Source organism: Roseovarius pacificus (assembly GCF_900142665.1).
Classification (GTDB): Bacteria; Pseudomonadota; Alphaproteobacteria; order Rhodobacterales; family Rhodobacteraceae; genus Roseovarius; species Roseovarius pacificus.
This window is the reverse complement of sequence record NZ_FRBR01000004.1, coordinates 182901-207671: the sequence shown is the minus strand read 5'-3', so window position 1 is coordinate 207671 and position 24771 is coordinate 182901. Positions and strand designations below refer to the sequence as shown.

24 protein-coding genes are annotated in these 24771 nt (G+C 62.4%); 14 read left to right on the top strand and 10 right to left on the bottom strand.

The window, feature by feature from the left end:
- Positions 1 to 2: 2 nt before the first annotated feature.
- The 3 genes from BUB53_RS09920 (at position 3) to recR (ending at position 2864) form a co-directional block, all read left to right on the top strand.
- Positions 3 to 1778: a DNA polymerase III subunit gamma/tau gene (locus tag BUB53_RS09920; RefSeq protein ID WP_073034556.1), complete on the top strand. Its 1776-nt coding sequence runs from the start codon at positions 3 to 5 to the stop codon at positions 1776 to 1778.
- A 103-nt stretch (positions 1779 to 1881) separates the two neighbouring features.
- Positions 1882 to 2226 (top strand): YbaB/EbfC family nucleoid-associated protein, encoded by a 345-nt coding sequence (locus tag BUB53_RS09915; protein ID WP_073034555.1) that lies wholly within the window; start codon positions 1882 to 1884, stop codon positions 2224 to 2226.
- Between the two features lie 44 nt (positions 2227 to 2270).
- Positions 2271 to 2864 carry a recombination mediator RecR gene (gene recR / locus BUB53_RS09910; RefSeq protein WP_073034554.1) on the top strand — a complete coding sequence of 198 codons (594 nt, stop codon included), beginning with the start codon at positions 2271 to 2273 and terminating at the stop codon, positions 2862 to 2864.
- 84 nt (positions 2865 to 2948) lie between these two features.
- Here recR and BUB53_RS09905 read toward each other — a convergent pair whose 3' ends face one another.
- Entirely contained in the window at positions 2949 to 3698 is a 750-nt protein-coding gene (locus BUB53_RS09905; protein ID WP_073034553.1) for a DUF1013 domain-containing protein, read from the bottom strand.
- Positions 3699 to 3831: 133 nt separating this feature from the next.
- On the opposite strand from BUB53_RS09905, the gene BUB53_RS09900 reads away from it, so the two are divergent.
- Positions 3832 to 4461, top strand: coding sequence for a ribonuclease T2 family protein (locus BUB53_RS09900; RefSeq protein ID WP_073034552.1), 630 nt, complete (start codon positions 3832 to 3834; stop codon positions 4459 to 4461).
- 54 nt (positions 4462 to 4515) lie between these two features.
- Here BUB53_RS09900 and BUB53_RS09895 read toward each other — a convergent pair whose 3' ends face one another.
- From BUB53_RS09895 to BUB53_RS09880, 4 genes are read right to left on the bottom strand one after another with little or no spacing between them, the layout of a single operon-like run.
- Positions 4516 to 5067: a hypothetical protein gene (locus tag BUB53_RS09895; protein WP_143163183.1), complete on the bottom strand. Its 552-nt coding sequence runs from the start codon at positions 5065 to 5067 to the stop codon at positions 4516 to 4518.
- Entirely contained in the window at positions 5064 to 6188 is a 1125-nt protein-coding gene (locus BUB53_RS09890) for an exo-alpha-sialidase (RefSeq protein WP_073034550.1), read from the bottom strand. The genes BUB53_RS09895 and BUB53_RS09890 overlap by 4 nt, the downstream gene beginning before the upstream one ends.
- 4 nt (positions 6189 to 6192) lie before the next feature.
- Positions 6193 to 7176: an NAD(P)H-quinone oxidoreductase gene (locus tag BUB53_RS09885; protein WP_073034549.1), complete on the bottom strand. Its 984-nt coding sequence runs from the start codon at positions 7174 to 7176 to the stop codon at positions 6193 to 6195.
- Between the two features lie 10 nt (positions 7177 to 7186).
- Positions 7187 to 7879, bottom strand: coding sequence for a COQ9 family protein (locus tag BUB53_RS09880; protein WP_073034548.1), 693 nt, complete (start codon positions 7877 to 7879; stop codon positions 7187 to 7189).
- Positions 7880 to 7989: 110 nt separating this feature from the next.
- Here BUB53_RS09880 and rpsU point away from each other — a divergent pair, with 110 nt between their 5' ends.
- The gene (gene rpsU / locus BUB53_RS09875) at positions 7990 to 8196 is read left to right on the top strand and encodes a 30S ribosomal protein S21 (RefSeq protein WP_007818122.1); all 207 of its coding nucleotides are present in this window, start codon (positions 7990 to 7992) and stop codon (positions 8194 to 8196) included.
- A 270-nt stretch (positions 8197 to 8466) separates the two neighbouring features.
- Positions 8467 to 9153 carry a hypothetical protein gene (locus BUB53_RS09870; protein ID WP_073034547.1) on the top strand — a complete coding sequence of 229 codons (687 nt, stop codon included), beginning with the start codon at positions 8467 to 8469 and terminating at the stop codon, positions 9151 to 9153.
- A 24-nt stretch (positions 9154 to 9177) separates the two neighbouring features.
- Here the strand turns inward: BUB53_RS09870 and BUB53_RS09865 are convergent, their stop codons facing one another.
- Positions 9178 to 10212: a succinylglutamate desuccinylase/aspartoacylase family protein gene (locus tag BUB53_RS09865; RefSeq protein ID WP_073034546.1), complete on the bottom strand. Its 1035-nt coding sequence runs from the start codon at positions 10210 to 10212 to the stop codon at positions 9178 to 9180.
- Between the two features lie 111 nt (positions 10213 to 10323).
- On the opposite strand from BUB53_RS09865, the gene BUB53_RS09860 reads away from it, so the two are divergent.
- The 6 genes from BUB53_RS09860 (at position 10324) to BUB53_RS09835 (ending at position 17452) form a co-directional block, all read left to right on the top strand.
- Positions 10324 to 11187 carry a glycosyltransferase family 2 protein gene (locus BUB53_RS09860; protein ID WP_073034668.1) on the top strand — a complete coding sequence of 288 codons (864 nt, stop codon included), beginning with the start codon at positions 10324 to 10326 and terminating at the stop codon, positions 11185 to 11187.
- Complete coding sequence (locus BUB53_RS09855; RefSeq protein WP_073034545.1) at positions 11184 to 12359, top strand: rhamnan synthesis F family protein; 1176 nt, start codon at positions 11184 to 11186, stop codon at positions 12357 to 12359. The genes BUB53_RS09860 and BUB53_RS09855 overlap by 4 nt, the downstream gene beginning before the upstream one ends.
- 228 nt (positions 12360 to 12587) lie before the next feature.
- Positions 12588 to 13253 carry a sulfotransferase family 2 domain-containing protein gene (locus BUB53_RS09850; RefSeq protein WP_073034544.1) on the top strand — a complete coding sequence of 222 codons (666 nt, stop codon included), beginning with the start codon at positions 12588 to 12590 and terminating at the stop codon, positions 13251 to 13253.
- Between the two features lie 193 nt (positions 13254 to 13446).
- Positions 13447 to 15657 carry a DegT/DnrJ/EryC1/StrS family aminotransferase gene (locus BUB53_RS09845; RefSeq protein ID WP_073034542.1) on the top strand — a complete coding sequence of 737 codons (2211 nt, stop codon included), beginning with the start codon at positions 13447 to 13449 and terminating at the stop codon, positions 15655 to 15657.
- Positions 15657 to 16703, top strand: a complete 1047-nt coding sequence (locus tag BUB53_RS09840) for a sulfotransferase family protein (protein ID WP_073034541.1) — start codon at positions 15657 to 15659, stop codon at positions 16701 to 16703. Before BUB53_RS09845 ends, BUB53_RS09840 begins: the two co-directional genes overlap by 1 nt.
- A gap of 41 nt (positions 16704 to 16744) precedes the next feature.
- Positions 16745 to 17452 (top strand): WbqC family protein, encoded by a 708-nt coding sequence (locus BUB53_RS09835; RefSeq protein ID WP_159437797.1) that lies wholly within the window; start codon positions 16745 to 16747, stop codon positions 17450 to 17452.
- Positions 17453 to 17467: 15 nt separating this feature from the next.
- Here BUB53_RS09835 and BUB53_RS09830 read toward each other — a convergent pair whose 3' ends face one another.
- The 3 genes from BUB53_RS09830 to BUB53_RS09820 all read right to left on the bottom strand — a co-directional run bounded on the left by BUB53_RS09830 (position 17468) and on the right by BUB53_RS09820 (position 20791).
- Entirely contained in the window at positions 17468 to 19243 is a 1776-nt protein-coding gene (locus BUB53_RS09830; protein WP_159437795.1) for an acyltransferase family protein, read from the bottom strand.
- Entirely contained in the window at positions 19209 to 19922 is a 714-nt protein-coding gene (locus tag BUB53_RS09825; RefSeq protein ID WP_159437793.1) for a sulfotransferase, read from the bottom strand. The genes BUB53_RS09830 and BUB53_RS09825 overlap by 35 nt, the downstream gene beginning before the upstream one ends.
- 215 nt (positions 19923 to 20137) lie before the next feature.
- Positions 20138 to 20791 (bottom strand): peroxiredoxin, encoded by a 654-nt coding sequence (locus tag BUB53_RS09820; protein WP_073034537.1) that lies wholly within the window; start codon positions 20789 to 20791, stop codon positions 20138 to 20140.
- A gap of 130 nt (positions 20792 to 20921) precedes the next feature.
- Between BUB53_RS09820 and BUB53_RS09815 the strand changes: the two genes are divergently transcribed.
- Both BUB53_RS09815 and BUB53_RS09810 read left to right on the top strand, forming a co-directional pair.
- Positions 20922 to 22364 (top strand): aldehyde dehydrogenase family protein, encoded by a 1443-nt coding sequence (locus BUB53_RS09815; RefSeq protein WP_073034536.1) that lies wholly within the window; start codon positions 20922 to 20924, stop codon positions 22362 to 22364.
- A 281-nt stretch (positions 22365 to 22645) separates the two neighbouring features.
- On the top strand, positions 22646 to 23692 hold the full coding sequence (locus BUB53_RS09810) for a serine/threonine protein kinase (protein WP_073034535.1): 1047 nt from the start codon (positions 22646 to 22648) through the stop codon (positions 23690 to 23692).
- A gap of 9 nt (positions 23693 to 23701) precedes the next feature.
- On the opposite strand, the gene BUB53_RS09805 is transcribed toward BUB53_RS09810, so the two are convergent.
- On the bottom strand, positions 23702 to 24712 hold the full coding sequence (locus BUB53_RS09805) for a GlxA family transcriptional regulator (protein ID WP_084729051.1): 1011 nt from the start codon (positions 24710 to 24712) through the stop codon (positions 23702 to 23704).
- Between the last annotated feature and the right edge of the window lie 59 nt (positions 24713 to 24771).

The following is a 24771-nucleotide window of genomic DNA, read 5'->3' as shown; positions in this document are numbered from 1 at the left end:
ACATGAACGACACCCCCGCCAAACCCTATCAGGTTCTTGCCCGGAAATACCGGCCCGAAACCTTTGCCGATCTGGTCGGGCAGGACGCCATGGTGCGCACGCTCAAGAACGCGTTCAAAACCGACAGGATCGCACAGGCTTTCATCATGACCGGCATCCGCGGCACCGGCAAAACCACCACCGCGCGGATCATCGCCAAGGGGATGAACTGCATCGGCCCGGATGGCACTGGAGGCCCCACGACCGAACCTTGCGGCGTATGCGAACACTGCCAGGCCATCATGGAAGGCCGGCATGTCGATGTGCTGGAGATGGACGCCGCCAGCCGCACCGGCGTGGGCGATATCCGCGAAATCATTGAATCCGTTCACTATCGCGCCGCCTCGGCCCGCTACAAGATCTACATCATTGACGAGGTTCACATGCTCTCGACCAGCGCGTTCAACGCGCTGCTCAAGACGCTGGAAGAACCGCCCGAGCATGTGAAATTCATCTTCGCCACCACCGAAATCCGCAAGGTGCCGGTGACGGTGCTGTCACGCTGCCAGCGCTTCGACCTGCGCCGGATCGAACCCGAGGTGATGATCGCGCTGCTGCGCAGGATCGCCGATGCCGAAAGCGCACAGATCAGCGATGATGCGCTGGCGCTGATCACCCGCGCCGCCGAAGGCTCGGCCCGCGATGCCACGTCTCTGCTGGATCAGGCGATTTCGCACGGCGCCGGTGAAACCGGGGCCGAACAGGTGCGCGCCATGCTGGGGCTGGCCGACCGGGGCCGCGTGCTGGACCTGTTCGACCTGATCATGAAGGGCGACGCGGCGGGCGCGCTGACCGAACTGTCAGGCCAATATGCCGAAGGGGCCGACCCGATGGCGGTACTGCGCGATCTGGCCGAGGTCACGCATTGGATTTCCGTGGTCAAGATCACACCCGAAGCCGCCGAAGACCCCACCATCGGCCCGGACGAGCGTACCCGCGGCCAGCAGATGGCCGAGGCCCTGCCGATGCGGGTGCTGACGCGCATGTGGCAGATGCTGCTCAAGGCGCTGGACGAGGTGGCCGAGGCCCCCAACGCCATGATGGCCGCCGAAATGGCGGTGATCCGCCTGACCCACGTGGCCGATCTGCCCAGCCCCGAAGAACTGGTGCGCAAACTGCGCGACACCCCTGCGCCCCCTGCCCCCGGTCCGGGCGGCGGTGGCGGCGTGGCTGGCGGCGCGCAGGGCCATAGTACGCAGGCCCAGGGCAGTCCTGCCGGCCCCGCGCCCACACATCCCGGCCCGTCGGGCCCCAGTGCCTCGGGCAACGGTCAGGCGCTGGCGCTGGCGCAAGACACAGCCCTGATGCACTATCCGACCTTCGAGCATGTGGTCGAACTGATCCGCATGCAACGCGATGTCAAACTGCTGGTCGAGGTCGAAACCCATGTGCGGCTGGCCTCCTACCGCCCCGGCCGGATCGAATTCCAGCCCACCCCCAACGCCCCGCAGGACCTGTCACAACGCCTCGGCGCGGCGTTGCAGCGCTGGACCGGCATTCGCTGGGGTGTCACCCTCGTGAACGAGGGCGGGGCCGATACGATTTCCGAAATCCGCGATGCCGCCGAAAACGCGCTCAGGGCCGAGGCCACGGAACACCCGCTGGTGCAGGCCGTGCTGATGGCCTTTCCCAAGGCCACCATCACTTCGATCCGCACCGAAGACGATATTGCCGCCGACGCCGGTGCCGAAGCCCTGCCCGAAGTCGAAGACGAATGGGACCCCTTCGAGGAAGAGTGACAGACACCGCGGCACGACCGGCTTGCCTTCCGCCCGTGCCGCCCCGATATGTAACGCAACACGACCGGCCCCTGTGGCCGCGCGACGCAAGGAGATAACCGACATGTTCAAGGGATTGGGCCAGATGGGCGACATGGCCAAGATGATGAAGGCCGCCCAGGAAATGCAGCAGAAGATGGCCAGCCTGCAGGAAGAGATGCACCAGATGATCGTGCAGGGCGAATCCGGCGCCGGGCTGGTCAAGGCCACCTGCACCGCCAAGGGCGAGCTCAAGGGGCTGGACATCGACCCGTCGATCTTCAACTCCGACGACAAGGAAGTGGTCGAGGACCTGATCCTTGCCGCGATCAAGGACGCCCAGACCAAGGCCGGCGAGAAAGCCAGGGAGGAAATGGGCAAGATCACCGAAGGCATGGGCCTGCCCAAAGACATGGACCTGCCGTTCTGATCCCCTCGCTCCTGCCCTGATCACCCTGCGCAACGGCTGTTTCAATGTCCTCGAACCGCGATATCGATTCCCTGATCGAGTTGATGGCCAAACTGCCCGGCCTCGGGCCGCGCTCGGCACGGCGCACGGTGCTGCATCTGATCGCCAAGCGCGATCTGCAACTGATCCCGCTGGCCGACCTGATGCAGAAGGTCGCCGCCACGGCGCGCGAATGCCTCAACTGCGGCAATGTCGGCACCACCGATATCTGCGATATCTGCACGGATGAAAAACGCGCCAACGGTCAGCTTTGCGTGGTCGAGGACGTGGCCGATCTCTGGGCGATGGAGCGCGGGCAGGCGTTCAAGGGGCGCTATCACGTTCTGGGCGGTACGCTCAGCGCGCTGGATCAGGTCGGCCCCGAAGACCTGCGCATTCCGCAACTGGTGAACCGGGTCGAGGCCGAAGGGATTTCCGAGGTCATCCTCGCCCTGAACGCCACCGTGGATGGCCTGACCACCGCGCATTACATCGCCGACCAGCTCGAGGGCCGCGTGACCCTGACGTCGCTGGCGCAGGGCGTGCCCATCGGTGGCGAGCTGGACTATCTCGACGACGGCACGATCAGCGCCGCGCTCAACGCCCGCAAGACGCTCTGACCGGCACGGCACCGCGTTCCGATCTACGAAAAAACCCGGCCACCATGAGCGACCGGGTTTCGTATTTCAGCCGAACGGCCAGTATCAGGGCTGTTCGTCCTCGTCGTCCTCATCGCTGTCTGCGGGCAGGTTGAAGAAGCTGTCGGCGTCGATTTCCGGCTCTTTTTCATCCTCGCTGTCCCCGCCGAGGCTGAAGGTTTCAAGCCCCTCGATGGCGGTCGGGATGCGCGGCTCGGTATCGCCGCCAAGGCTCTGCTCGGTGCTCAGCAGCCTGCGGCGATCGTCGTCGCTCATCGCTTCGCCTTCCTTGGCTTTCTTGGAGGCGGCTTTCTGCACGGCGGCGTCCAGTTCGGACTGCTTGCACAGGCCAAGTGCCACCGGGTCGACGGGCTGCATGTTGGCGATGTTCCAATGGGTGCGTTCGCGGATCGTCTGGATCGTCGGCTTGGTGGTGCCCACCAGTTTGGCGATCTGGCTGTCGGCCAGTTCGGGGTGGAACTTGACCAGCCACAGGATCGCGTTCGGGCGGTCCTGACGCTTGGACAGCGGCGTATAGCGCGGGCCGCGGCGCTTTTCCTCGCCCACGGCGGCGGGGTTGAACTTCAGCGTCAGCTTGTGCAGCGGGTCTTTCTCGGCGGCGTCGATCTCATCCTGCGTCAACTGGTTGTTGGCGATCGGATCGAACCCTTTCACACCGGCGGCCACATCGCCATCGGCGATCCCCTGAATCTCCAGCTCGTGCAGACCGCAGAAATCGGCAATCTGCTTGAAACTGAGCGTCGTGTTGTCCACCAGCCAGACGGCGGTGGCCTTTGCCATAAGCGGTTTTGCCATGTCCCACGGACCTCCTTCACGCATATCTTCCCCGTCGCCGGAATTCGGCGGCACCTTTGCGGGTGCGGGTTTCCGTTGTCGGGGAACTTGGCGGCTATATAGTAGGCGCGGCGAGAAATTGAAAGACCAAAGAATGCGTGTGCTGTTTGTGTTCCTGCTTCTGGCCGGCATGGCCCGCGCCGAGGGTGGCCGCCCCGGTGCGTTCGACTACTACGTTCTGTCGCTCAGCTGGTCGCCTACATGGTGCGCGCTCGAAGGCGACGCACGCGGATCGCCGCAATGCGATGCCTCCGCCGATCATGGCTGGGTATTGCACGGGCTCTGGCCGCAATATCACCGGGGCTGGCCCTCGCATTGCCAGACCGCCGAACGCCCGCCATCACGCGCCATGACCGCCGGGATGGCCGACATCATGGGCACGTCCGGGCTGGCCTGGTATCAGTGGAAAAAGCACGGCAGTTGCTCGGGCCTGTCGGCACCGGCCTATTACGCCCTGTCGCGCAGGGCCTACGAGGCCGTCAACCGCCCGGAGGTCTTTCGCAAGCTCAAGGACCCAGTCAAACTGCCTGCCAGCGTGGTCGAAGAAGCGTTCCTCAAGGCCAATCCGGGGTGGGAGCGCGACATGCTGACCATCACCTGCCGCGAGGGCCGCATTCAGGAGGCCCGCCTGTGCCTGTCGACAGACCTGAAGCCCGTTCCCTGCGGCCGCGACACGGTGCGCGATTGCACGATGAAAGACGCCCTGTTCGCGCCGATCCGCTAGGCCCCGCACCTTCACTTTTCCTCAAATACTCAATGGCGCAGCGCCTTCCACGACTCAAAACAGCCGCAGCACCAGTGTTACAGCGGCCATCGGCACCAGCAGCACATGGGTGACGTAATCGAACCAGTTGCTGCTGCCCCAACCCGTGATCCACAAGGCCTGCCCCAACACCGCCACCAGTGGCAGAAACCAGTTTCCGGTGATCAGCCCATAGGCACATACCGCCAGCACCAGCACCGCCACCGGGAACGGGGCGTAACCCAGCCGATAGATATCCACCGGCAGCGCCCCCATGGCACTGGCCAGAAAGACGATATAAGCCACAAGGAACACCAGCAGGTCCACCGTCCCAAAAGGCATCACGGGCAGGCCCAGCCTGGCCGCCATATGCCGCAGCGCCAATGCGGGCAGCATCACGCCGAAGGGCGCCAGCAATGCCACCAGGCCACGCATGGGCACAGTGTCCCGCAGCAGCAACACTGCCAGAGCGCCGACAACCCCGCCCAGCCAGACCGACAACGGCGCGGCCACGAACCACCCGGCCAGCGCGAACACCACCCAGGCGACAAGAACGCCCAATCCGCCTGCCGCCAGAACACCGCTCATTGCGCCGCCACCCATGCTTCGTTCATCACCACGGCCCGCAAACCGGTTTTCGTGCCCTGCGAATAGGCCAGCAGGATGTCCCCATCCGGCAAGCGGCGCAGCATCGGATAGCGCGCCTCGCCGCGTGTCTTTTCAAGCGTGTGGATCATCCGCCAGCTTTCGCCCTCGTCTTCGGACAGGGCCAGGTGCAACTGATTGGCATCGCCTCCGCTGCCGTTCATCGCCATCAGGATGCGCCCCCCCGCCACCGGCAGCGCCGCCACCGGCGCGTTGGGATGGGCGATGTCGGTGGCTCCCGCCTTGCTCCAGCTTCTCCCGCCATCTTCCGTGCGGCTGACATAGATCCGCCCACTGTCGTTGAAATCGCGCAAGAACGCCACCGCGCGGCTGGCGTCCAAGGGCACAATCATCGGCTGGATCGGCTTGATGCCCTGCCCGGTCATCCGGCGTTGATCGCGCACACGCCCCTCTGCATCGAACCGCACCAGCGCGCCATAGGTGCTGCCCATCTCGAAATAGGCGGGAAGCGCAAAGGACCCGTCGGCATATTCGACCATCGGCGATTTCACCAGAAAAGACCGGTTCAGAAAGGGCGACAGGCTCAGCTTGCGGGCCCTCACCGGGCGACCGTCCTGCATACGCACATCCGCAATCGACGCCATCGCCCAACCACCCACCGACACGACCGTCGCATAAAGCGACTGTTCCGCGCCCTCGTTTTCTATGGTGTTTCCTAACGTCACGACCAGTTGGCGGGGTACGAAACCATCCCCAAGCGCGTGGCTGGTGATGTAAGGTTCCGGCGGTCCTGCCCGCCATTGCCCGGCATCATCGCGTGTCAGCCCAACGCGATGGATCGCAACATCGGGCCGCGCCTCGGACGAACCCTGAAACCAGACGATCTCGGGCCCTTCGTCCTGCACCACGATGGCCGGGGAATGGGCAATGCCCTGATCGACGGAATATTCGAACACCGTTTCGAAACGCGGCGCATCTTCGGGTGCGGGGGGGGCGGGCACGGCAAAAGACCACTCCAGCCCGGAATCACGCCAGATCGCGTATCCGCTCAGCCCGACGCTCAACAGCGTCAGGGCCAGCACCACCAGATGCACCGCCCCCACGGGATCAGCCCACTTTCAGAACGATTTTCCCGATATGCGCGCTCTCTTCCATATGGGCATGGGCCAGCGCGGCATTGGGCAGTTCGTATTCGGAATCCATCACCGGGGCGATCTTGCCCGCTTCCAGCAAGGGCCAGACATGCGTGCGCAACTCCTCGGCGATTGCCGCCTTGGCCTGATCGCTTTGCGGTCGCAGGGTGGAGCCGGTAATCGTCAGCCGCCGCATCATCACCTGCGCAAAGTTCAATTCGACCTTGGGCCCTTGCAGAAAGGCGATCTGCACCAGCCGCCCGTCATCGGCCAGGGATTTGACATTACGCGGCAGGTAATCGCCGCCCACCATGTCGAGGATCAGGTCAGCCCCGCCCTCGGCGCGGATCACCTCGACGAAATCCTCGTCGCGGTAGTTGATCGCGCGCTCGGCCCCCAACTCAAGGCATTTGGCGCATTTTTCATCCGACCCGGCGGTGGTGAACACCCGCGCGCCGAACGCGTGGGCCAGTTGGATCGCGGTGGTGCCGATGCCGGACGACCCGCCATGCACCAGAAACCGCTCGCCCCCTTTCAGCGCGCCGCGCTGAAAGACGTTGGACCAGACGGTATAGAATGTCTCGGGCAGGCAGGCGGCCTCGCGCAGGCCCATGCCCTTGGGCACGGGCAGGCAATGCGCGGCAGGCGTGGCGACATATTCGGCATACCCCCCGCCGGGCAGCAACGCACAGACCTGATCGCCCACCGACCAGTCGCTGACGCCTTCGCCCACGGCGGCGATCTCTCCGGCAGCTTCCAGCCCCGGCAAATCGCTGGCGGTGGGAGGCGGTGCGTAAAGCCCCGCGCGCTGCAAGGCATCCGGGCGATTGACCCCGGCATAAGCCACCCTGATCACAACCTCGCCGACGCGCGGCGTCGGCACGGGGCGGGTTCTCAGCCTCAGCACTTCGGGGCCGCCGGGCTGAGTGATCTCCACGGCGTTCATTGTCTGGCTCATGCCTGTCTCCTCAGATTTGTCCGGTCCAGCGGCCCGGCATGTCGGGGCGCGATCCGGGGTGTTGTGGGGCGCGGATATTATCCAGAACCTTCAAGGGCCCGGCCATCAGGCCGCTCAGCAGCTTGTTGTCGCGCACCTGCGCCTTGAACTTCTCGAACGACATCACGTCGTCGATGCGGCGATCCAGAAAATCCCACGTCGCCTGATGATCCGGGCTGTCATCGCCCAGCCAATAGAGAAGCGTCGCGCTATAGACGCCCGAAAGGGTGGCACGCTTGGTGTACCAGTTCACGTCGTCCGAACTGTCGCCCAAAGCCGTCCAGATACGATCGCAGGTGCCCCAAACCGCCCTGGCCCCATCCGCGGCATGGGTCGGCAGCGCGAACAGCGTCATGCCACGGCGCACCAGTTCCTTGTCCTCCACGGCCTCCAGCCGGAACCGCACGGCGGCGGCGATCCTGTCGCGAAAGCGCATGTCGCCAGGATCGGTGGCGCTCAGACGCTCCAGCATCACCTGATCGCCCTCTTCGTGATAGGCCAGCGCCAGATCGACCGCGCCGCGCGGACACACGGCGCGCGCCACGCCTTCCGCAACCCCCGTGTCGGCCATCGCGGCCTGAAACGCGGCCTCGGTCCAGCCGTCAAAAGGGACATGCATCCTGGCCGCATCCAGCAACCGGGCCTTGATATCTGGCTCTGTCATCGCTTGCCTCCGTTCGTTGCGCCCCACCCTAGACAAAAGAACGGGGCTTTGCTATATGCCGGTTTCCTGCACTCTAATGCAACTTCAACTTGGAAAGGTGGTGACACCACATGCAGGTTAGTGTTCGCGACAACAACGTCGATCAGGCGCTTCGTGCCCTGAAGAAAAAGCTGCAACGCGAAGGCGTTTTCCGCGAAATGAAGCTTCGGCAGCATTTCGAGAAACCGTCGGAGAAGAAAGCCCGCGAAAAGGCCGAGGCGATTCGCCGCGCCCGCAAGCTGGCGCGCAAGAAAGCCCAACGCGAAGGTCTTCTCTGAAGCCCGCGTCGCAGCGTAGCGCGACACGCAAACGCGCCGGGCGATAATATCATCCCACTGGCGCTACACGACAAAGACGACCCCCGGGCAGCTGCTTCGGGGGTTTGTCATTTGGACAGGGCGATATGCACAATTTAACACCCGAAGGATGCACCACGTACCAGATGCCGTGCCGTTTCCCGCCAATTCACGTCACTATGTCTTGCCTCCCCGCGCTCACTGGGATACGGCAACGCACAGATTGTGACGGGAACATGACAGGCATCCAGTATGAGCAGATTCAGTTTCGCCGATCAGGTGATCTTCGGCTTCTTGAACGCCACCCTTGTATTCACCCTGGCATACGCGGTTCTGGACTTCGGACCGCAGTTTGCCACGGGCTTTGCAATCGAGGACGGGCCGATCGAATACGGCACAGCCGTGGCCTTGTTCATGGCAAGCCTCGTGCTGTTCTGGCGCGCGATCCGGCTGGGCCGCGCGGCGCGGATCGGCGCGGGCCTTCTGGTGGCCTTCTACGCGCTGATCTTCGTTTTCGGCGCAGGCGAGGAAATTTCCTGGGGTCAGCGGATTATCGGCTGGGAGACGACCGGTTACTTCCTCGAAAACAATCGCCAATACGAAACGAACCTGCACAATCTGGCCTTTGGCGGGGAGCAATTGGCCAAAACACTGTTCGGCAGTGTCCTGACCACAATCCTGCTGCTCTATCTGGTGGTCCTGCCGCCGCTTTACCCGCGTGTGCGCTGGATCGCGAAACTGGCTGATGCGCTGATGGTTCCGGTTCCGGGGCTGCGCCATACGATCATCGCGGTCGTGGCCAGCCTGCTGGTCGCAGCTGTGGACCTGCCCCGCAAGTGGGAAGTCTACGAGTTCATCTTCGGGCTGCTCAGCCTGTCGATCTTTATCGGACCGGCAAATCCCGCCCGTTTCGATACCTCCGGCGCATCCGAAAAATAAACAGCTCCGCCCACGGCGCCGATATCAGATGATCTCGTCCTCGTCGAACATCGGCGCGGTTTTCAGATGCAGGCCGATATCCGGCATCACGTCCTCGGCACTGGCCGGTTCGGCGATGTGAAACAGCGCGTCTCCCTCGTAGACCACAGGCATGTTCGTGCGACCGATGACAATGCCCGCCTGATCGCAAACAACCTCAGCCTCAAATTCTCCGAACGGGTCGGAAATCGCCCCCAGAACGGTGTCCGGCTCGACCATTTCGCCAATGCCCGTATAGCCGCGAAACAGCCCGCCCGCCGGGGCGCGATACCATGTTGAATCGCTGCAATAGAGTGGCTCGGCCCGCTTTTTCGGCACCCCTTTCTTGGCGATCATGCCAAGGTGGTTCATCACCCTCAGAATACCGGCCACCCCCGCCTGTGCGGGCAACTCATCAAATCGCAGCCCCTCGCCGCCCTCATAGAGCAGAACGTCCACACCCGCCTCTTCGGCGGCCATGCGCAGCGAACCGTCGCGCAGATTCGATGTCATCACCACCGGCGCGGCGAACACATCGGCCAAATCGCGCAGCCGGGAATTGCCCGCCGTCAGGCGCAACTGGGGCAGGTTCGTGCGCCGGATCGCCGCCGAATGCAGGTCGATCCCCAGATCGGAGCGCCGCACCACCTCGGTCATGAAGATATGCGCCAGCCGCGACGCCATCGAGCCCGTTGCATGTCCGGGAAAACACCGGTTCAGATCCCGCCGGTCCGGCAGATAGCGTGAGTGATTGAGAAACCCGAACGTGTTGACGATCGGCACCGCCAGCAAGGTTCCCGACATCGGCGTCAGCGCCTTGGCGTTCAGCAACCGGCGCACGATCTCGGCGCCGATCACCTCGTCGCCATGCACGGCGGCGGAAACGAACATCACCGGCCCCGGCTTGCGCCCGTGAACCACATGCACCGACAAATGCACCGGCGTATGATCCGACAGATAGCTTACCGGCACATCCACCGTGCGCCGTGTTCCGGGCGGCACGGTGACGCCCGCGATCTCGAACGGTTTTCGCTTGGCCATGTGCTGTCCTTCCGCGTTTCGGCGCTTCGTCCGGGCTTCCCCTGATGCGTGGCAGTTGCTATGGGTTTCCCCGAATTCCGGTTTTCGCCAAAAGGCTGTTTTCAGGTCCAGATGTCAATCGCCCCCGCATCAGAACGCGTTACCGTTGTAACCGTGGCGCACAACAGCCTCGCGGTGTTGCCCGGCATGCTGGCTTCGCTGCCGCCCGGCGCGTCCTGCGTGATCGTCGACAATGCCTCGACCGACCAGGATGCTTTGGCCCAACTTGCCGAACAGCACGGCGCAGAGCTCATCCGCAATGACGACAATCGCGGCTTCGGCACCGCCTGCAACATCGGAGCGGCCAGGGCCGGCACCGAATTCCTGCTGTTTCTCAACCCCGATGCCCGGCTTGAGGACGGCGCGCTGGAGGCGCTGGTTGCCGCGGCGGAGACCTACCCTGACGCCGTCGCCTTCAATCCCGCGATCAGCGAGGCGAACGGACGGCCCTATTTCAAACGCGGCAGCGTGTTGCTGCCCAAATCCGAAAAGCTCCCGTCTGGCTGGCCGGAGGCCGACCGCGAAGTGCCCGTACTGACCGGCGCAGCCTTTTTCGTGCGCCGCGCGGCCTTTGAAACCGTGGGCGGGTTCGACTCCGCGATTTTCCTCTATCACGAAGACGACGACCTGGCCCTGCGCCTGCGTGCGCAGTGCGGAACACTGATGTTCGTGCGCGATGCCCGGGTGATGCACGATGCGGGCAATTCCACCATACGCTCGCCGCAATCCGCTGCGTTCAAGGCGTTTCACATGGGCCGCTCGCGGGTCTATGCCACGCGCAAACACCACCTGCCCGGCGCGGGGCGCAAGGCCCTGCTGTCGGCGGTGGGACAACTGATTTCCCCCCTGACGCTGCTATCGGCCCGCAAACGCGCCAAACAGGCGGCTTTCCTGCGCGGCGTCTGGCAAGCCCTGCGACACAAGGCGACCTCATGAAGAAAATTCCACTCTGGAAAGTGAAACGCGAACTGAAGCGGGCCGGTCGGCAACTGGCCGGTCTGCCCGGCGTGATCTGGGAATACCTGTTCCTGCGCCCGCTTTACGACCGCAAAATCTCTCGCCAGAAGGTCGTGCACCAGGGGGCCAAACCGATCGCCGGAGAGGTGGCGGTGTATCTCGTCTATGCGCCCGACGGTTTGCTTGCGTCGCACCACGACATGCTGGCGCAGATTGCGAAACACGGGATCACCCCCGTCGTCGTCTCGAACCTGCCGTTGTCCGAAACAGATCGCGCAACGCTGCTGGACCAATCTGCACTGGTGATCGAACGGCCCAACGTGGGCTACGATTTCGGCGGCTACCGCGACGCGGTTCTGCAAATGGCCAGCCAGCTGCCCACGCTCGAACGGCTTTACATCCTCAACGACTCGACCTGGATGATCGAAGCCCCGCGCAGCTGGTTCGACGACGTCCGCGCGGCGGGCTGCGATTTCGTCGGGGCGACTTCGAATTACGGGATCAGACGTGACGATGTCGAACGGTTTCGCGATCTGGTGTGGGAATACACCATCGACCACCCGAATTACCATTACGCCTCATACGCTCTGGCGATGGGACCCCGTATCCTGCGCGACCCTGCATTTCTTCGCTACTGGCGCCGTTTCCGCCTGTCGAACCATAAGAAGCGCACCGTCAGACGCGGCGAAATCGGCCTGACCCAATGGGTCATCTCTCATGGCTACAATCACACGGCAACTTGCAACGTGTTTGACCTCGACCACGAAATCAAAAAACTCGACAATACCGCCTTGGATGAGGTGGCGCGCAACCTGGTGATCCCCGAAGATCCCAAGCTCGAACGAAAACGCAACGAAGTCGTACAAAGCGACCGGGACACAGATCGAGGCCGCGAGGACCGTATCCAGATCATTTTGATGACCGTGGCCAGACAGGCGATGGGATACTCCATGCCCTTCTACACGCTGCGATACCGGGGGTTCCAGTTTCTCAAGAAATCGCCACTTTCGTTGTCACGCGAAAGCTCTGACACGATGTTGAAAATAATGTCTGCCCTGGAGGGCCCTATGGGCAGGCACGCCGCGTCAGAGGCTCATAGGCTTCGCGAAACGAAAGGCCAGCACTTGGGCCAGTTCCACGACGACGTGTAACAGACCTGCGCGTGTCCGGCGCGCATCTAACTATGATGTTTTTCGAAAGATTTCTGTCTCGTCTCAGACGCCAGGGTGCGAAAACAAGACCGAAAACTTCCCTTGCCAGGCCACGCGATACCGGCGTTGTCCCGCTCGCCCCGCAGATACGATTGCCGCTATGTAAAACTGTTTTAAATCTTGCTACGTCGTCCCCCACGACAAGAACACAATAAATGCGAATCATTCATGCCGGCGTTTCGAACAGAAGACTCCATCTACTACTTTGCGCACGTTCCGAAATGCGGGGGCACCAGCATCGAACGCGGTCTTGAAGAGGCAGGCATCATCCTCTCGTTGCACGATCCGGACTGGTGGGGGCATCAGGGCACGCATTGGAACAGGTCCTCGCCTCAACATATCCCGAAAGACGCGCTCGCCCGGCTTTTCGCACCGGATTTCTTCGACTACAGCTTCGGCTTTGTGCGAGATCCGGTTGAACGTTTTCTCAGTGCCTTCAACTTTAACCGCGGCCTGGGCCGGCTTCCACGCCGCCAAAGCCTGAAGCGCTTTCTGACGCAGCTCGAGAAATCGGGCGATTACTTCGAAAACTCCTTTGACAACCATTTCCTGCCCGCCGACAGGTTCATCTCCGAAGACTGCATGGTCTTCAGACTCGAAGATGGAATGGACGCTGTCACCGAATGGCTCGACAAAACTTCAGGAGGATGCATCAAGGCGTCTTTCGGGCATCACCAGAAATCTTATCCCGAAGGCAATCGCCCAATGGATTTCATGGAAAAAATCCGGGGGAAATCCATCGAACCCGAACGTATCATGGCCAAAGTTCTGGACACCACAACCCGCAGCCGTATCGAAATGCTTTACCGTGTTGACTACGACCGTTTCTATTGACCATTCATCGCAACGGCGTCGGAATGCGCATAAACCCCGAACCCGGGGTCCAAGTTGACTGCCCCTGCATTGCACGTTAGCAGCAATAAATCGGGTTCGGCCATTAATCTGGTTCAGGCGCTGCATCCGACAGTTTCATGGGCAGCAACGTGCCTGGTTGTGCAGTATTCAATCCGGAGCGCAATGTAGCGAAATGAACAGGTTGGCTCTCAAGCATTTGCTACGCCGCTTCAGTGGCACGGTTCCGGCGACTGTCCCCGCATCGCTCGCGGGTACGGGCACAGCGCCGGCCACAACGCCACTATTCAACCAGACCGATCAGGGTTTCCGCGCGGCCCCTGTTATCGAGGACGATCAACCGGGCTTTCTACGCATTCTCGATCTTCTCGAAAACGACGCCTCGTTCGCCTTTTGCAAAATCAACCATGGCTTCTGGGAACGGCTGGCGCGGCTCGAAGCAAGCGGGATCGACCGCGAGTCGTTCGCGACCCATCCTGGCGACGACATCGACGCCCGCCTTGGTGTCAAGGGAAGCAAGTTCGCCGAAGGTGGAATGCTGGCCGATCTTCTGACGCGCATGCGCGACCTGCCGTCTCCTGAACAGGGGATGCATTTCGTGGCCTCGCTGTCCCCGTGGCCCGGATCGGCCCGGATCGAGGGCACACCCTATGAGAACAGGCAATCGTGCGAAGACCTGATCGCCCATTTCGTTCCACAGGCGCATCGTGACAACGTGGCCGAAAACGGTTTCACCGGGCACGAATTTAAGGTCGCAGCGATCACCGGCGGCCTCGGGCGTTTTCTCGACGCGCTGCGCGACCGGCAGGTGATCTTTGTCGGCAACGCCAGCAACCGTGCCCTGTTCGACAGCATCGGCTTGTACTCACTCACGGTGATCGAGGTGGACGCAACCGAGGCCAGACTGAAGCGCGACAAAATTCGCGCACGTCTGTTCAAGGTGCTCAAGACCCATCAGCAGAGTGCCCGCCCGCCCGTGGTGATCGGTGCCGCAGGCGGATCGCTCACAAGTTGGCTGGGCTTTCAGGTTCTGGACACATTCGAGCGGTTTCATTTCGTCGATCTGGGCGGCACGCTGGCCGCCTACAGCCCCGACGACTCGATGGTCGTCCGCTGGACCCAAACCTATCGGCGGCAATTGGCGGCCGCTATCCCGGCGATGGGCCTCAGCATGCCTGCGGTCACATCCAGATATTCAGGAAAGTTTGGCTTGCGCGATCGGCGCCTCGTGGAACTGGCCTGTGCGGCCGGTGTCCCTGCCCCTGCGTCCTGCGATGAATTGCCCGCGCCCGCACCAACCACGCCGATCCCCTTTATCGAAAACAAGATCTATGACCACCAGCGGCTGGCCGAACTTCTTTCCCTGTCGGTAAAGGCCAATCATCACGCCAATGGCGGGCCGGTCGCGGCGCTCCTCGAACGCATGGTCGCCCTCCTGGCCGATCTGCCCGAACACAGGCGCGTGGTGGCCGTCTGCAACGGCACTGCAGCCCTGCACATCGCCTGTGGACTGCATGCACTCGAAGCGCGCACTCCGGGATTTCGTTGGGTCACCAGCGCCTTCAATTTCTTCTCGGCCCATGTTGGCCCCCTGTCCGGCAGCACCGTGATCGACTGCAATGCGCAAGGCCGGTTCCATCTCGATGCCCTTCGTGCCCTGCCGCTCGACAGCTATGATGGCGTGGTCTACACCAACATTTTTGCTCAGCAGTCCGACTGGGACGATATCGCGGCCTTTTGCGCGCAAAACGGCAAGCAGTTCGTGGTGGACAACGCTACGGGCCTGCTGGATCGGCCGGACAGCGCCCGCAAACCCGATGCCCCGATTGAAATCATCTCTGCGCATCATACCAAGCCCTGGGGCGTGGGCGAGGGTGGTTTCGTGATTTGCGACGCCGAGCAGGAAACCGCAATCCGAAAACTCGCCAATTTCGCCGCTGCCCTGCCCAACGGGGCGCAATTCGCCGCGTCGAACTACAAACTCAGCGATCTCTCAGCCGCCGCCATCATCGATCGGCTCGAACGCAAGCCGTGGTGGGGCCGCTTCTATAAATGGCAAGAGCGCCGAATGCACTCGCTCGTGATCGACGCGGACGTCGGCACCCAGCCCTTTCCCGGCACCACGACACCGCATTCGCCGCGCGCACATACCCCGTTCCTGTGCCTGAGCCCGGTGGTGATCGGCCCGGAATCCGGCCCCGTGACCTTGCGCAAATACTATCGTCCGCTACCGTCCGACCGGCCCACGCCGAATGCCGATGACCTTTACGCGCGTATCTTCAACCTGTCGAACGCGCCCGAAATGCGGCTTGTCCCGAACGAAGACATTGTCGCCCAGATTCGCCGGATATCCGTGTCTGCCGCCCGCCCGGAAGGGGCCGCCTGATGCCCCGTCTGGAGACGCCTGTCATCCTGTTCTGCTCCGAACGCTCGGGCAGCAACATGATTGCCAAGATATTCGACGCCCACCCGCAGGTCTGCGCCCCCGGTGCCAGCCACCTATTCAAGGTGATGAGCGAATGCGCCTACCGCTACGCCCCCGGATCGGACGATCTGCGCCAGGCCGTTCTTGCCCTTTTCAATGCCAAGGTCAGCCAGTGGGCGATCGACGCCTGGCCGTCCGATGAACGTGCGGCACTCCTTACCGGGCTCAGCCACGCGGGCGACATGGCCGCGGCGCTCTATGCCGCCGAAGCGAAAGCCGCCGGCAAACCGCATGTCATGATGAAGGAGAATTCATCCTTCCGATACCTGCCCATGCTGACAGCCCAAAGCACCCGGCCACGCATCCTGTTCATGGTGCGCGATCCGCGCGACATGGCGGTGTCCTGGACGAACGGCCCGGTGATGCGCGGCGGCGTGTTGCGCGCCGCCGAACGCTGGCGCCAAGATCAGGCGGGGTATCTCGAAACGCTGGCCCAGCTAGGGCCGGTGACCCCGGTCGCGTTCCTGCGCTACGAGGACATTCTGGCAGATCCCGAAGGCCAATTGCGCCGTGTCTGTACCATGCTCGACCTGCCGTTTTCCGAAGAAATGCTGCGCTTTTCCGAACGCAGCTCAAGCGCGCGGTCAGACGCGCAACGCTCCTCCATGTGGTCCAATCTCGACAAACCGCTGATCTCGGACAACACGCAGAAGTTCCGCCGCGAACTGGATGACGAGCAGATCGCCTATATCGAGGCCGTGGCTGGCCCGATGATGGCCGCTATGGGCTATGAAACCGCCCGACAGGGCCAGCCCGCATTCGGTCGGTTCGATACGCTCGAAGATCTGCGCGCCCATCTCGCCCTGACCGAGCCGCACAACAAACCCGCCTATCAGGACTTACCGGCCGAAGAACGCGCGCGTTTCGAGGCCTGGTCGCGCCTCTACGCCAGCATGAAGGCCCGTCCTCCACTGTCGCCCGGCCAACTTCTCAAAGGCCACGAATGATCGGCGCAAGCACGGTGCAGTCCCCCCGAAGGGTCGCTATCATGCAGCCCTACCTGTTTCCCTATATCGGCTACTTCCAGCTTGCCGCCGCCGTCGACGAATTCTGGCTGCTCGACACGGTGCAGTTCATCCAACAAGGCTGGATGAACCGAAACAACCTGCTGATCAACGGGCGCAAGACAATGTTTTCCATTCCGGTCAACAAGCGCCCGCGCATCGACCTGATTTCCAATAAAGCCTACGGGCCAACTGCCGCGCGTGACTGCGAAAAACTTGTCAGGACAGTTCGGCAAGCCTACGCCAAGGCCCCCTACACCGACGATGCCCTGCGTCTTATCGAGGATTTCGCTCGACACCTAGCACACTCCCCCCAACCCGCGGACTTCACGGAAGCGACCGAATACGCCCTGCATCTCTGCTTTGACGCGCTCGGGCTGACCACCCCGATCCGGCGTATCTCGTCCCTCGGTCTCGACGATACCCTCACCGGGCAAGAGCGGATCATCGCCGCCTGCCGTGCCGTCGGCGCGCAGGATTATGTCAACATGATCGGCGGGCGCGATCTCTATGACGCCGACAGCTTCGCCGTCGCCGGGCTCTCGCTCCACTTTCTCGAACCCGCCCTGCCGCCCTACGATCAGGGTCATGCAGGCTTCGAACCCGGCCTCAGCATTCTTGACGTTATCGCCAATGTGGCCCCCGAAGGCATCTGCGGCATGCTGAACGCAGCCCGGATCGTACAGGCCTGATATCAGGACGCAGCCTTACTGCGATGTGCTGGCAACATCCGGAAACCCAAGCAAATCCTCTAGCACCGGCGTACCCGTAACGATCCGCGAAATGGCCAGTCGAGCACCTGCCGGACTCCAATGTGCGTAATCGGTAATCGCCGGCTCACCCCCATCTATCAGCAACAGACATTCCGGGGTGCAAAGCGGAACGAAGCTTGAAAAGTAGGTAACCGGACTGTCCGCAAAACGCGCGGCAAGAGTATCGTCAAGCTGCCGATAAGGCGTCATGTCAGCCTCGCCATAAATAGCCAGAAGCGCTTCGAGCGTCGGAAACGTACCGGTAGCCACATCCAGCGAGGGGTGAAATTCAGGGCGCGGCCCCCAGAACAAGACCGGCACGCCCTGCTCGGCCACACGGCTCAGATCCGCCTCCAAAGCGTCCAGACGCTGCAGGTCGGGCGCAAGGCTGGCACTGTCCATCACCGGGTCTCCGATCATCATCGATGCGGCACGCTGCGAATAGATAACAGCCGCCACGTCCGCCTTGTTGCCGGAAATCCAGCGCCCGGATATCTCCTGCAAGCTGTCGCAATGCGCCCAATCGATCAGGCCTGCTTCGCCGGGATCACGCCCCCGATCACACCCCGCGCCGGTGAACTGCACCACGGCGTGGTCCGGATAGGCGCGGGACAATCCCGCCCAGATATCGGCCGCGTGACTGTCGCCCAGCACGACAATAGCGTTTTCAGCCCTTTCGGGCAGGCATCCCGTGAAATCTCTGGCCAACTGTTCAGCAGTCTCCGGCGTGAAATGACAGGTCGTCAGGCGAATCGCCTCTTCGCGGCCAATTCCGGCAGCCTCGATACGCTCCTGCAATGCCCGCATCTCGCCCGAAAGGCGCTCGGGATATCCATGTTTTTCGTCAATCTTGCCGCCCGTCAGGGTGATCGCCACCGCACCGACAAATGCCGATATACCCAGTTGCTTGCCGGAAATCCGGAACCTTGCCGGGGTTCTTCGCCGGAACGGGGTTTCGACGAAATGGTAGAACAGCCCGCCAAGGGCCACAGCCGCCAGGCTGAGCATCGCAATTTCGGCCGGGCTGTCCGGAATATTATGATAATAGGCAAAATACACCAGCATCGGCCAGTGCACGAGATACAGCGAATAGCTGATAAGCCCGATATATCGGATCGGTTGCAGGGTAAGAACACGGTTCAGGATCGCCTGCGGTCCGGCATAGATCAAAAGCGCTGCGCCAAGGCATGGCACCAGCGCCGCAAGACCGGGAAACCGCTGATGTTCGGTAAATACAAGGCTTCCGCCCAAGACCAGCACCAGCCCGGCCAGCGAGGAGAAATGCGCAACAGCCCCGGGGCGGGCAATCTTCCCGGTCAGGGCAAGCGTCGCCCCGAACCCGAACTCATACACGCGAAACACCGGCAGAAAGAAGGCACCGGACGGATCGCGGCCCAGCATGTATTCCGCCGCCGCCAGACTGATCACACTTGCCGCGGCGAAGATCGCCAATGTTCGTGTAAGGCTCGTGATCTTCAGAAGCAGTACAAGCACGAGCGGCCAGACAAAATAGAACTGCTCCTCAACCGCGAGCGACCAGGTGTGAAGCAACGGTTTGTGGATCGCTTCGGTGTCGAAATAACCCGACTGGGTCCAGAACAGGATATTTGACAGCGACAAAACCGCCGCCTGCGTCGCAAGGCCCAGGTCTTCGTAATGGGCCGGGGACAGGATGAAACACCGCACCAGCGCCACTTCATTTCGAAGCGATGACGTTTGATCTGACCTCATCATAGCTCCGGTCCTCGAAGCCCAGAAAACATGCCATCTTCCTGAATTTTTCAGGATCGTTCAGATCGGTGCGGAAAAACCTGTCTGGGGCCCTTCTGGCAAAGAACTCCGCAGCATCTTCATTATGCTGTCTATAAATGCCTATGTAGTGCTCTTTCTTGTCTTCCAGCGAAAAACCGTTGATGGCCGGCACATTTCCAGGATCACCATCGCTCAGTTCGCGCAATTCGTCTTCGCGTCGGTAAATTCTTGCATGTATATCCGTGAACCCCGGCGAACGGCCACCGGAATGGGCAACCATCGAGCGAAACCAGGCTTCCGGGTCTCTGTCGAACATGACGAATTTTGCCTGCGGGAACCTCTCGTAAAGAGTTTCATACAGCTTGGGAAACCACCAGGGCCCGTCATCAAAAACCTGGCCGGTCCGGAAAACGGGGTCTGAGAAAATGCGCTCCAACGCCCCCTGATACCAGCATCGCGACCATTTGCGCCGCTGTGCAATACGATAGCCACGGCGCGCCATTCCCAGTTGCTGTTCGCAAAAATCGCCCGTCGACGTCGTGCCATTGCGTTGGAAACCTATACAGAACACCTTCTGTTCGACTTCGGGCATCAGCCCAAGCCGGAAACCCGCGGAAAGCCGCCAGTCGGAGTGATTTCTGGTTGGGCGGAGGTTCATGATCATCACTTTGGGTCAGGGGTCACGTCGGCTCACTAAGGACATCCCAGGAACTTGCAACAAAAAGCGGCCTTGATAAACCCGTCGTCAACCAGACACCGCTGACACGCTGTGGTTCAGAAATTCCGCTTCTCCTATCGAAGCGCCGCTCCGATCGACAAAAGGCGCCACTTCGACAGTGGCGCCTCCGATATTTTGTCATGCGTCTGCAACTCTCACCCCGGCAGCTTGGTCATGCGCAGATAGGGCAGCTTGGTTTCGAACGCGCCGTATTTGGCCTTGGCGTCCTCGTCGCTGACAGCGGTGGGGATCACCACGTCATCGCCCACGTTCCAGTTCGCGGGCGTCGCCACGTTTTCGCGGGCGGCGGTCTGCAATCCGTCGAGTGCGCGCAGCACCTCGGCAAAGTTGCGCCCCACGTTCATCGGATAGGTCATGCTCAGCTTCAGTTGCTTGTCCGGCCCGATGATGAACACCGAGCGCACGGTCTGGCTGTCGGCAGGTGTACGGCCCTCGGGCAGGTAGGCCTCGGCGGGCAGCATGTCGAACGCCTTGGACAGTTCCAGCCCGTCATCGGCCACGATAGGGAAACCGGGGGTCGCACCGCCCACCGCCTCGATATCGCCCTTCCATTTCTTGTGGTCCTCGACGCCGTCCACCGATACGCCCAGCACCTTGCAGTTGCGCTTGTCCCATTCATCGGCCAGCTGCGCTACCGCTCCGAATTCGGTGGTGCAAACCGGGGTGAAATCCTTGGGATGCGAGAAGATGATCGCCCAATTGTCGCCGACCCAGTCATGCAGATTGATGGTGCCCTGATCGGTCTCGACCGTCAGATTCGGGATCGTGTCATTGATACGCAGTGACATAATCGTGTCCTTTTCGCTTGAAGTCCGTTGCAATACGGAATTTGATCAAATTCCGGAAACCAGAGAATCCCTGCCCTTGCGGGCCGGTTACCAGACTGCCAAGGTGCCAGCAAATCCACGGAGGTCAACCATGATCGAGAAACGCCAGTTCTACATCAGCGGCGAATGGGTCAATCCCGCCGCCTCACAGGATCACAATGTGATCGACCCGTCCACAGAAGAGCCCTGCGCGGTGATCTCTCTGGGAGGACAGGCCGATACCGACGCCGCCGTCGCCGCTGCCAAGGCCGCCTTTCCCGCATGGAAACGCACATCGAAGGACGAGCGCCTGGCGCTGGTCGAAAAACTGTATGACATCTACAAATCCCGCGCCGAGGACATGGCCCAGGCCATCAGCCTGGAAATGGGCGCGCCCATCGACATGGCCCGTCAGTCGCAGGTCGGCGCGGGCATGGGCCATATCAAGGCGTTCCTGACCGTCGCCCGCGATTTCGAATTCATCGAACCGCTCGGAGATCACGCCCCCAACGATCGCATCATTCACGACCCCATCGGCGTGGTGGCGATGATCACGCCGTGGAACTGGCCGATGAACCAGGTCACGCTCAAGGTGATCGCCGGGCTGGTCGCCGGCTGCACCATGGTGCTGAAACCCTCCGAGGAATCGCCGCTGTCCTCGCTCCTGTTCGCCGAAATGATGGACGAGGCCGGGTTCCCCGAGGGCGTGTTCAACCTGGTGAACGGCGACGGTGCGGGCGTCGGCACGCAGCTTTCGACCCACCCGGATGTCGACATGGTCAGCTTCACCGGCTCGTCGCGCGCGGGCAAGCTCATTTCCAAGGCCGCCGCCGACACGCTGAAGCGCGTCAGCCTCGAACTGGGCGGCAAGGGCGCGAACCTGATCTTCGCCGATGCCGATGACAACGCGGTCAAGCGTGGCGTGCTGCACTGCATGAACAACTCGGGGCAGTCCTGCAACGCCCCCACCCGCATGCTGGTGCAGCGCGAGGTTTACGACCAGGCCGTCGAAACCGCCGCCGAGGTGGCCAAATCGGTCAAGGTCGGCCCGGCCAGCGAGGCAGGCCAGCATATCGGCCCCGTGGTGAACGAGGTTCAGTTCAACAAGATTCAGGACCTGATCCAGAAGGGCATCGACGAAGGCGCACGGCTGGTTGCGGGCGGCACCGGGCGGCCCGACGGGCTGAACCGGGGCTTTTACGTGAAACCCACGGTGTTTGCCGACGTGCACAACGACATGACCATCGCGCGCGAGGAAATCTTCGGCCCGGTCCTGTCGATCATCCCCTTCGACACCGAAGAGGACGGGCTCGCCATTGCCAACGACACCCCCTACGGCCTGACCAACTATGTGCAGACACAGGATGGCGCCCGCGCCAACCGCTGCGCGGTCGAGCTGCGCTCGGGCATGGTGGAAATGAACGGCCAGAGCCGCGGCATGGGCTCGCCCTTCGGCGGGATGAAGCAATCCGGCAACGGGCGCGAAGGCGGCAAATGGGGCATCGAGGACTTCCTCGAAGTCAAGGCCGTCTCGGGCTGGACACCGGGCGCATAAGCCCATGGACCTGCGCGCCTTCGCCCTGCATCCCGACCGTGATCGCGATGCCAGGGCGCGGGCGCGTGACGCCCTCGATAATTGTGGGATCGTCCTGTCCTCGGCCTGATCGAACTGCGCATCATCCCGGCACCCGGCCCTGATCGACACGCTTGGCGCAACGCAAATACCTGCGCGCCGTGGCCCGCCTGTCGCAAAACAGCGCCGCGCCCCCATCCGGCGGGCTGATCGGTTAGCCCCACCTCTTCCCACGTCCTGCGAAAGCCACTAAGACAGGCGCGATGACACCACCTGCCGATCTCTCTCGGGCCGATTTCCTGCCCGAAACCGTGCACAAGCGCGATATCTTCTCTGAAACCGTTTCAGGGCAGCTTGCGGGTGTGGCCGATTTCCCGGTGGTGCTGCGCAAGCTCGACACCGTGCCGCTATATGCCAGGCCCATCGCCTGGGGTCTTGCCCGGCGCGAAATCAAGGCCCTGCGCGCCGTGCAGGGGATCGAAGGCTGCCCGGTTCTGGTGCGCGTCGACAAGACCGGCCTGTTGCGCAGCTGGACCAAAGGCACACCCCTGCAACTGGCCAAACCCACCGATCCGGCATGGTATCGCGACGCCAAACGCCTGTTGCGCCAGATGCGCCGCGCGGGCGTGACCCATAACGACATCGCCAAACCGCAGAACTGGCTGATGACCCCCGAAGGCCGCGCCGCCGTGATCGACTTCCAGCTGGCCAGCGTCCACCGCCGCCGGAGCAAGCTGTTTCGCATCATGGCGCGCGAAGACCTGCGCCACCTTCTGAAACAGAAACGCGCCTATGCGCCGAACCTGCTCACGCCGTCCGAACAGCGGATGCTGAACCAAAAGGCCCTTCCGGCCCGTATCTGGATGGCCACGGGCAAGAAGCTCTATAATTTCGTCACCCGCCGGTTGATGAACTGGTCCGACGGCGAAGGCACCGAAGACCGGATCGAGCGCGACGGCCCCGCCCTGCGCACCGCCCTGCTGGATCACGCACAGGTGCGCGACGTGGCGCTGTGCACCTACGCCCTGCCCGCCAAGGGCGTGGGGCTCTATGCCTTCGTGGAAACCGACCTGCCCGCCGCCGATCTGGCCGGCCTCGCGCCCGATCCCAAACCGGACCTGATCCAGCCCGTCCCGGCCCTGCCCCGCGATGCCCAGGGCGCTGCGCGCATGGACGCGCTGCAACTGGTGGCCACCAACCGGCTGGACGAACTGGCGCAGATACAGGCGGATGACCCGGCGCTCGCCGCCACGCTGAAACCGATTGTCGCCGCCCGGCTCAACCTGACCGACCGCGTTTTGCGCAGCTAGAAACGGGTGTCAGCGCGCACCGTCCCTCCGGTCCTGATGCAGCTTGCGGAACTGGCCGGGCGTCCGGTCGAACCGGCGCCGGAACTGCCGGCAGAAATGCGCGGTATCCGAAAAGCCCAGTTCATACCCGATCTCGGTCACCGACAGGGACCGCTCCACCAACAAGCGGCTCGCGATATCGAGGCGCATGTTCAGCCAGAACGCGGCCGGGGTTTCCCCCATATCGCGCTGAAACACGCGGGTCAGGCGGGTCCGGGTGGTGGCGAGCCTCCGCGCCAGAGAGGCGACGGATAAAGGCGTTTCGATATTGGCCTCCATCAGCCCCACCGCATCGCGCGTCAGGGTCGCGGCGCGCTCCAGCCGTTCCTGATAGGGGCGTTTGGGAAAATATGTGCGGGGGTTTTCATAGTTGAACAGAAGATAATCCAGCGCCTTGAACGTCCGGCTCATGTTGCCCCATGTGCGGATCAGATGCGCGGCGACATCCAGCGACAACACCCCACCGGGGCAGGTGATGACCCGGCCTTCCTCCCAATAGGTCTTGCGCGTCAGCGGCGTGGTGCCCGGAAACCTTTCGCTGAACGCATGCAGCACATTGGGATGCACCGCACAGCTTTTGCCCTCCAGCAGCCCCGCCTCGCCCAGCACGAAAGACCCGGTGCACAGCCCGACCACCAGCGCCCCCCCTTCATGCGCCTGCCGCAGAAGATCGTAGAGGTCAGGGCGGATCTGCCCCATATCCCGCAGCAAACCACCGCACACCACGATACAGTCGAACCCCATGATCTCGTCCAGCGCGATGGTCGGGCGCACCTCCAGCCCCGAACTCGACACCGCCCCGCCCTCGCCCGCCACGGCATACTCCCATTGGAACAACACCTTGCGGCTGTTGTCCCCCTGATCCGCCGCCAGCCGCAACGCATCCGAAAAACACGACATCGGCGTCAGGGTAAAACCGGGACACAGGACAATCGCCGCACTCAGATAAGGCCGGGCCTCGGGCCGGGATGGGGGCATCATGAAACCTGCGATCAATTATTCCGTAAAATAGGACAATTATACAATTCATGTGCCCCGGT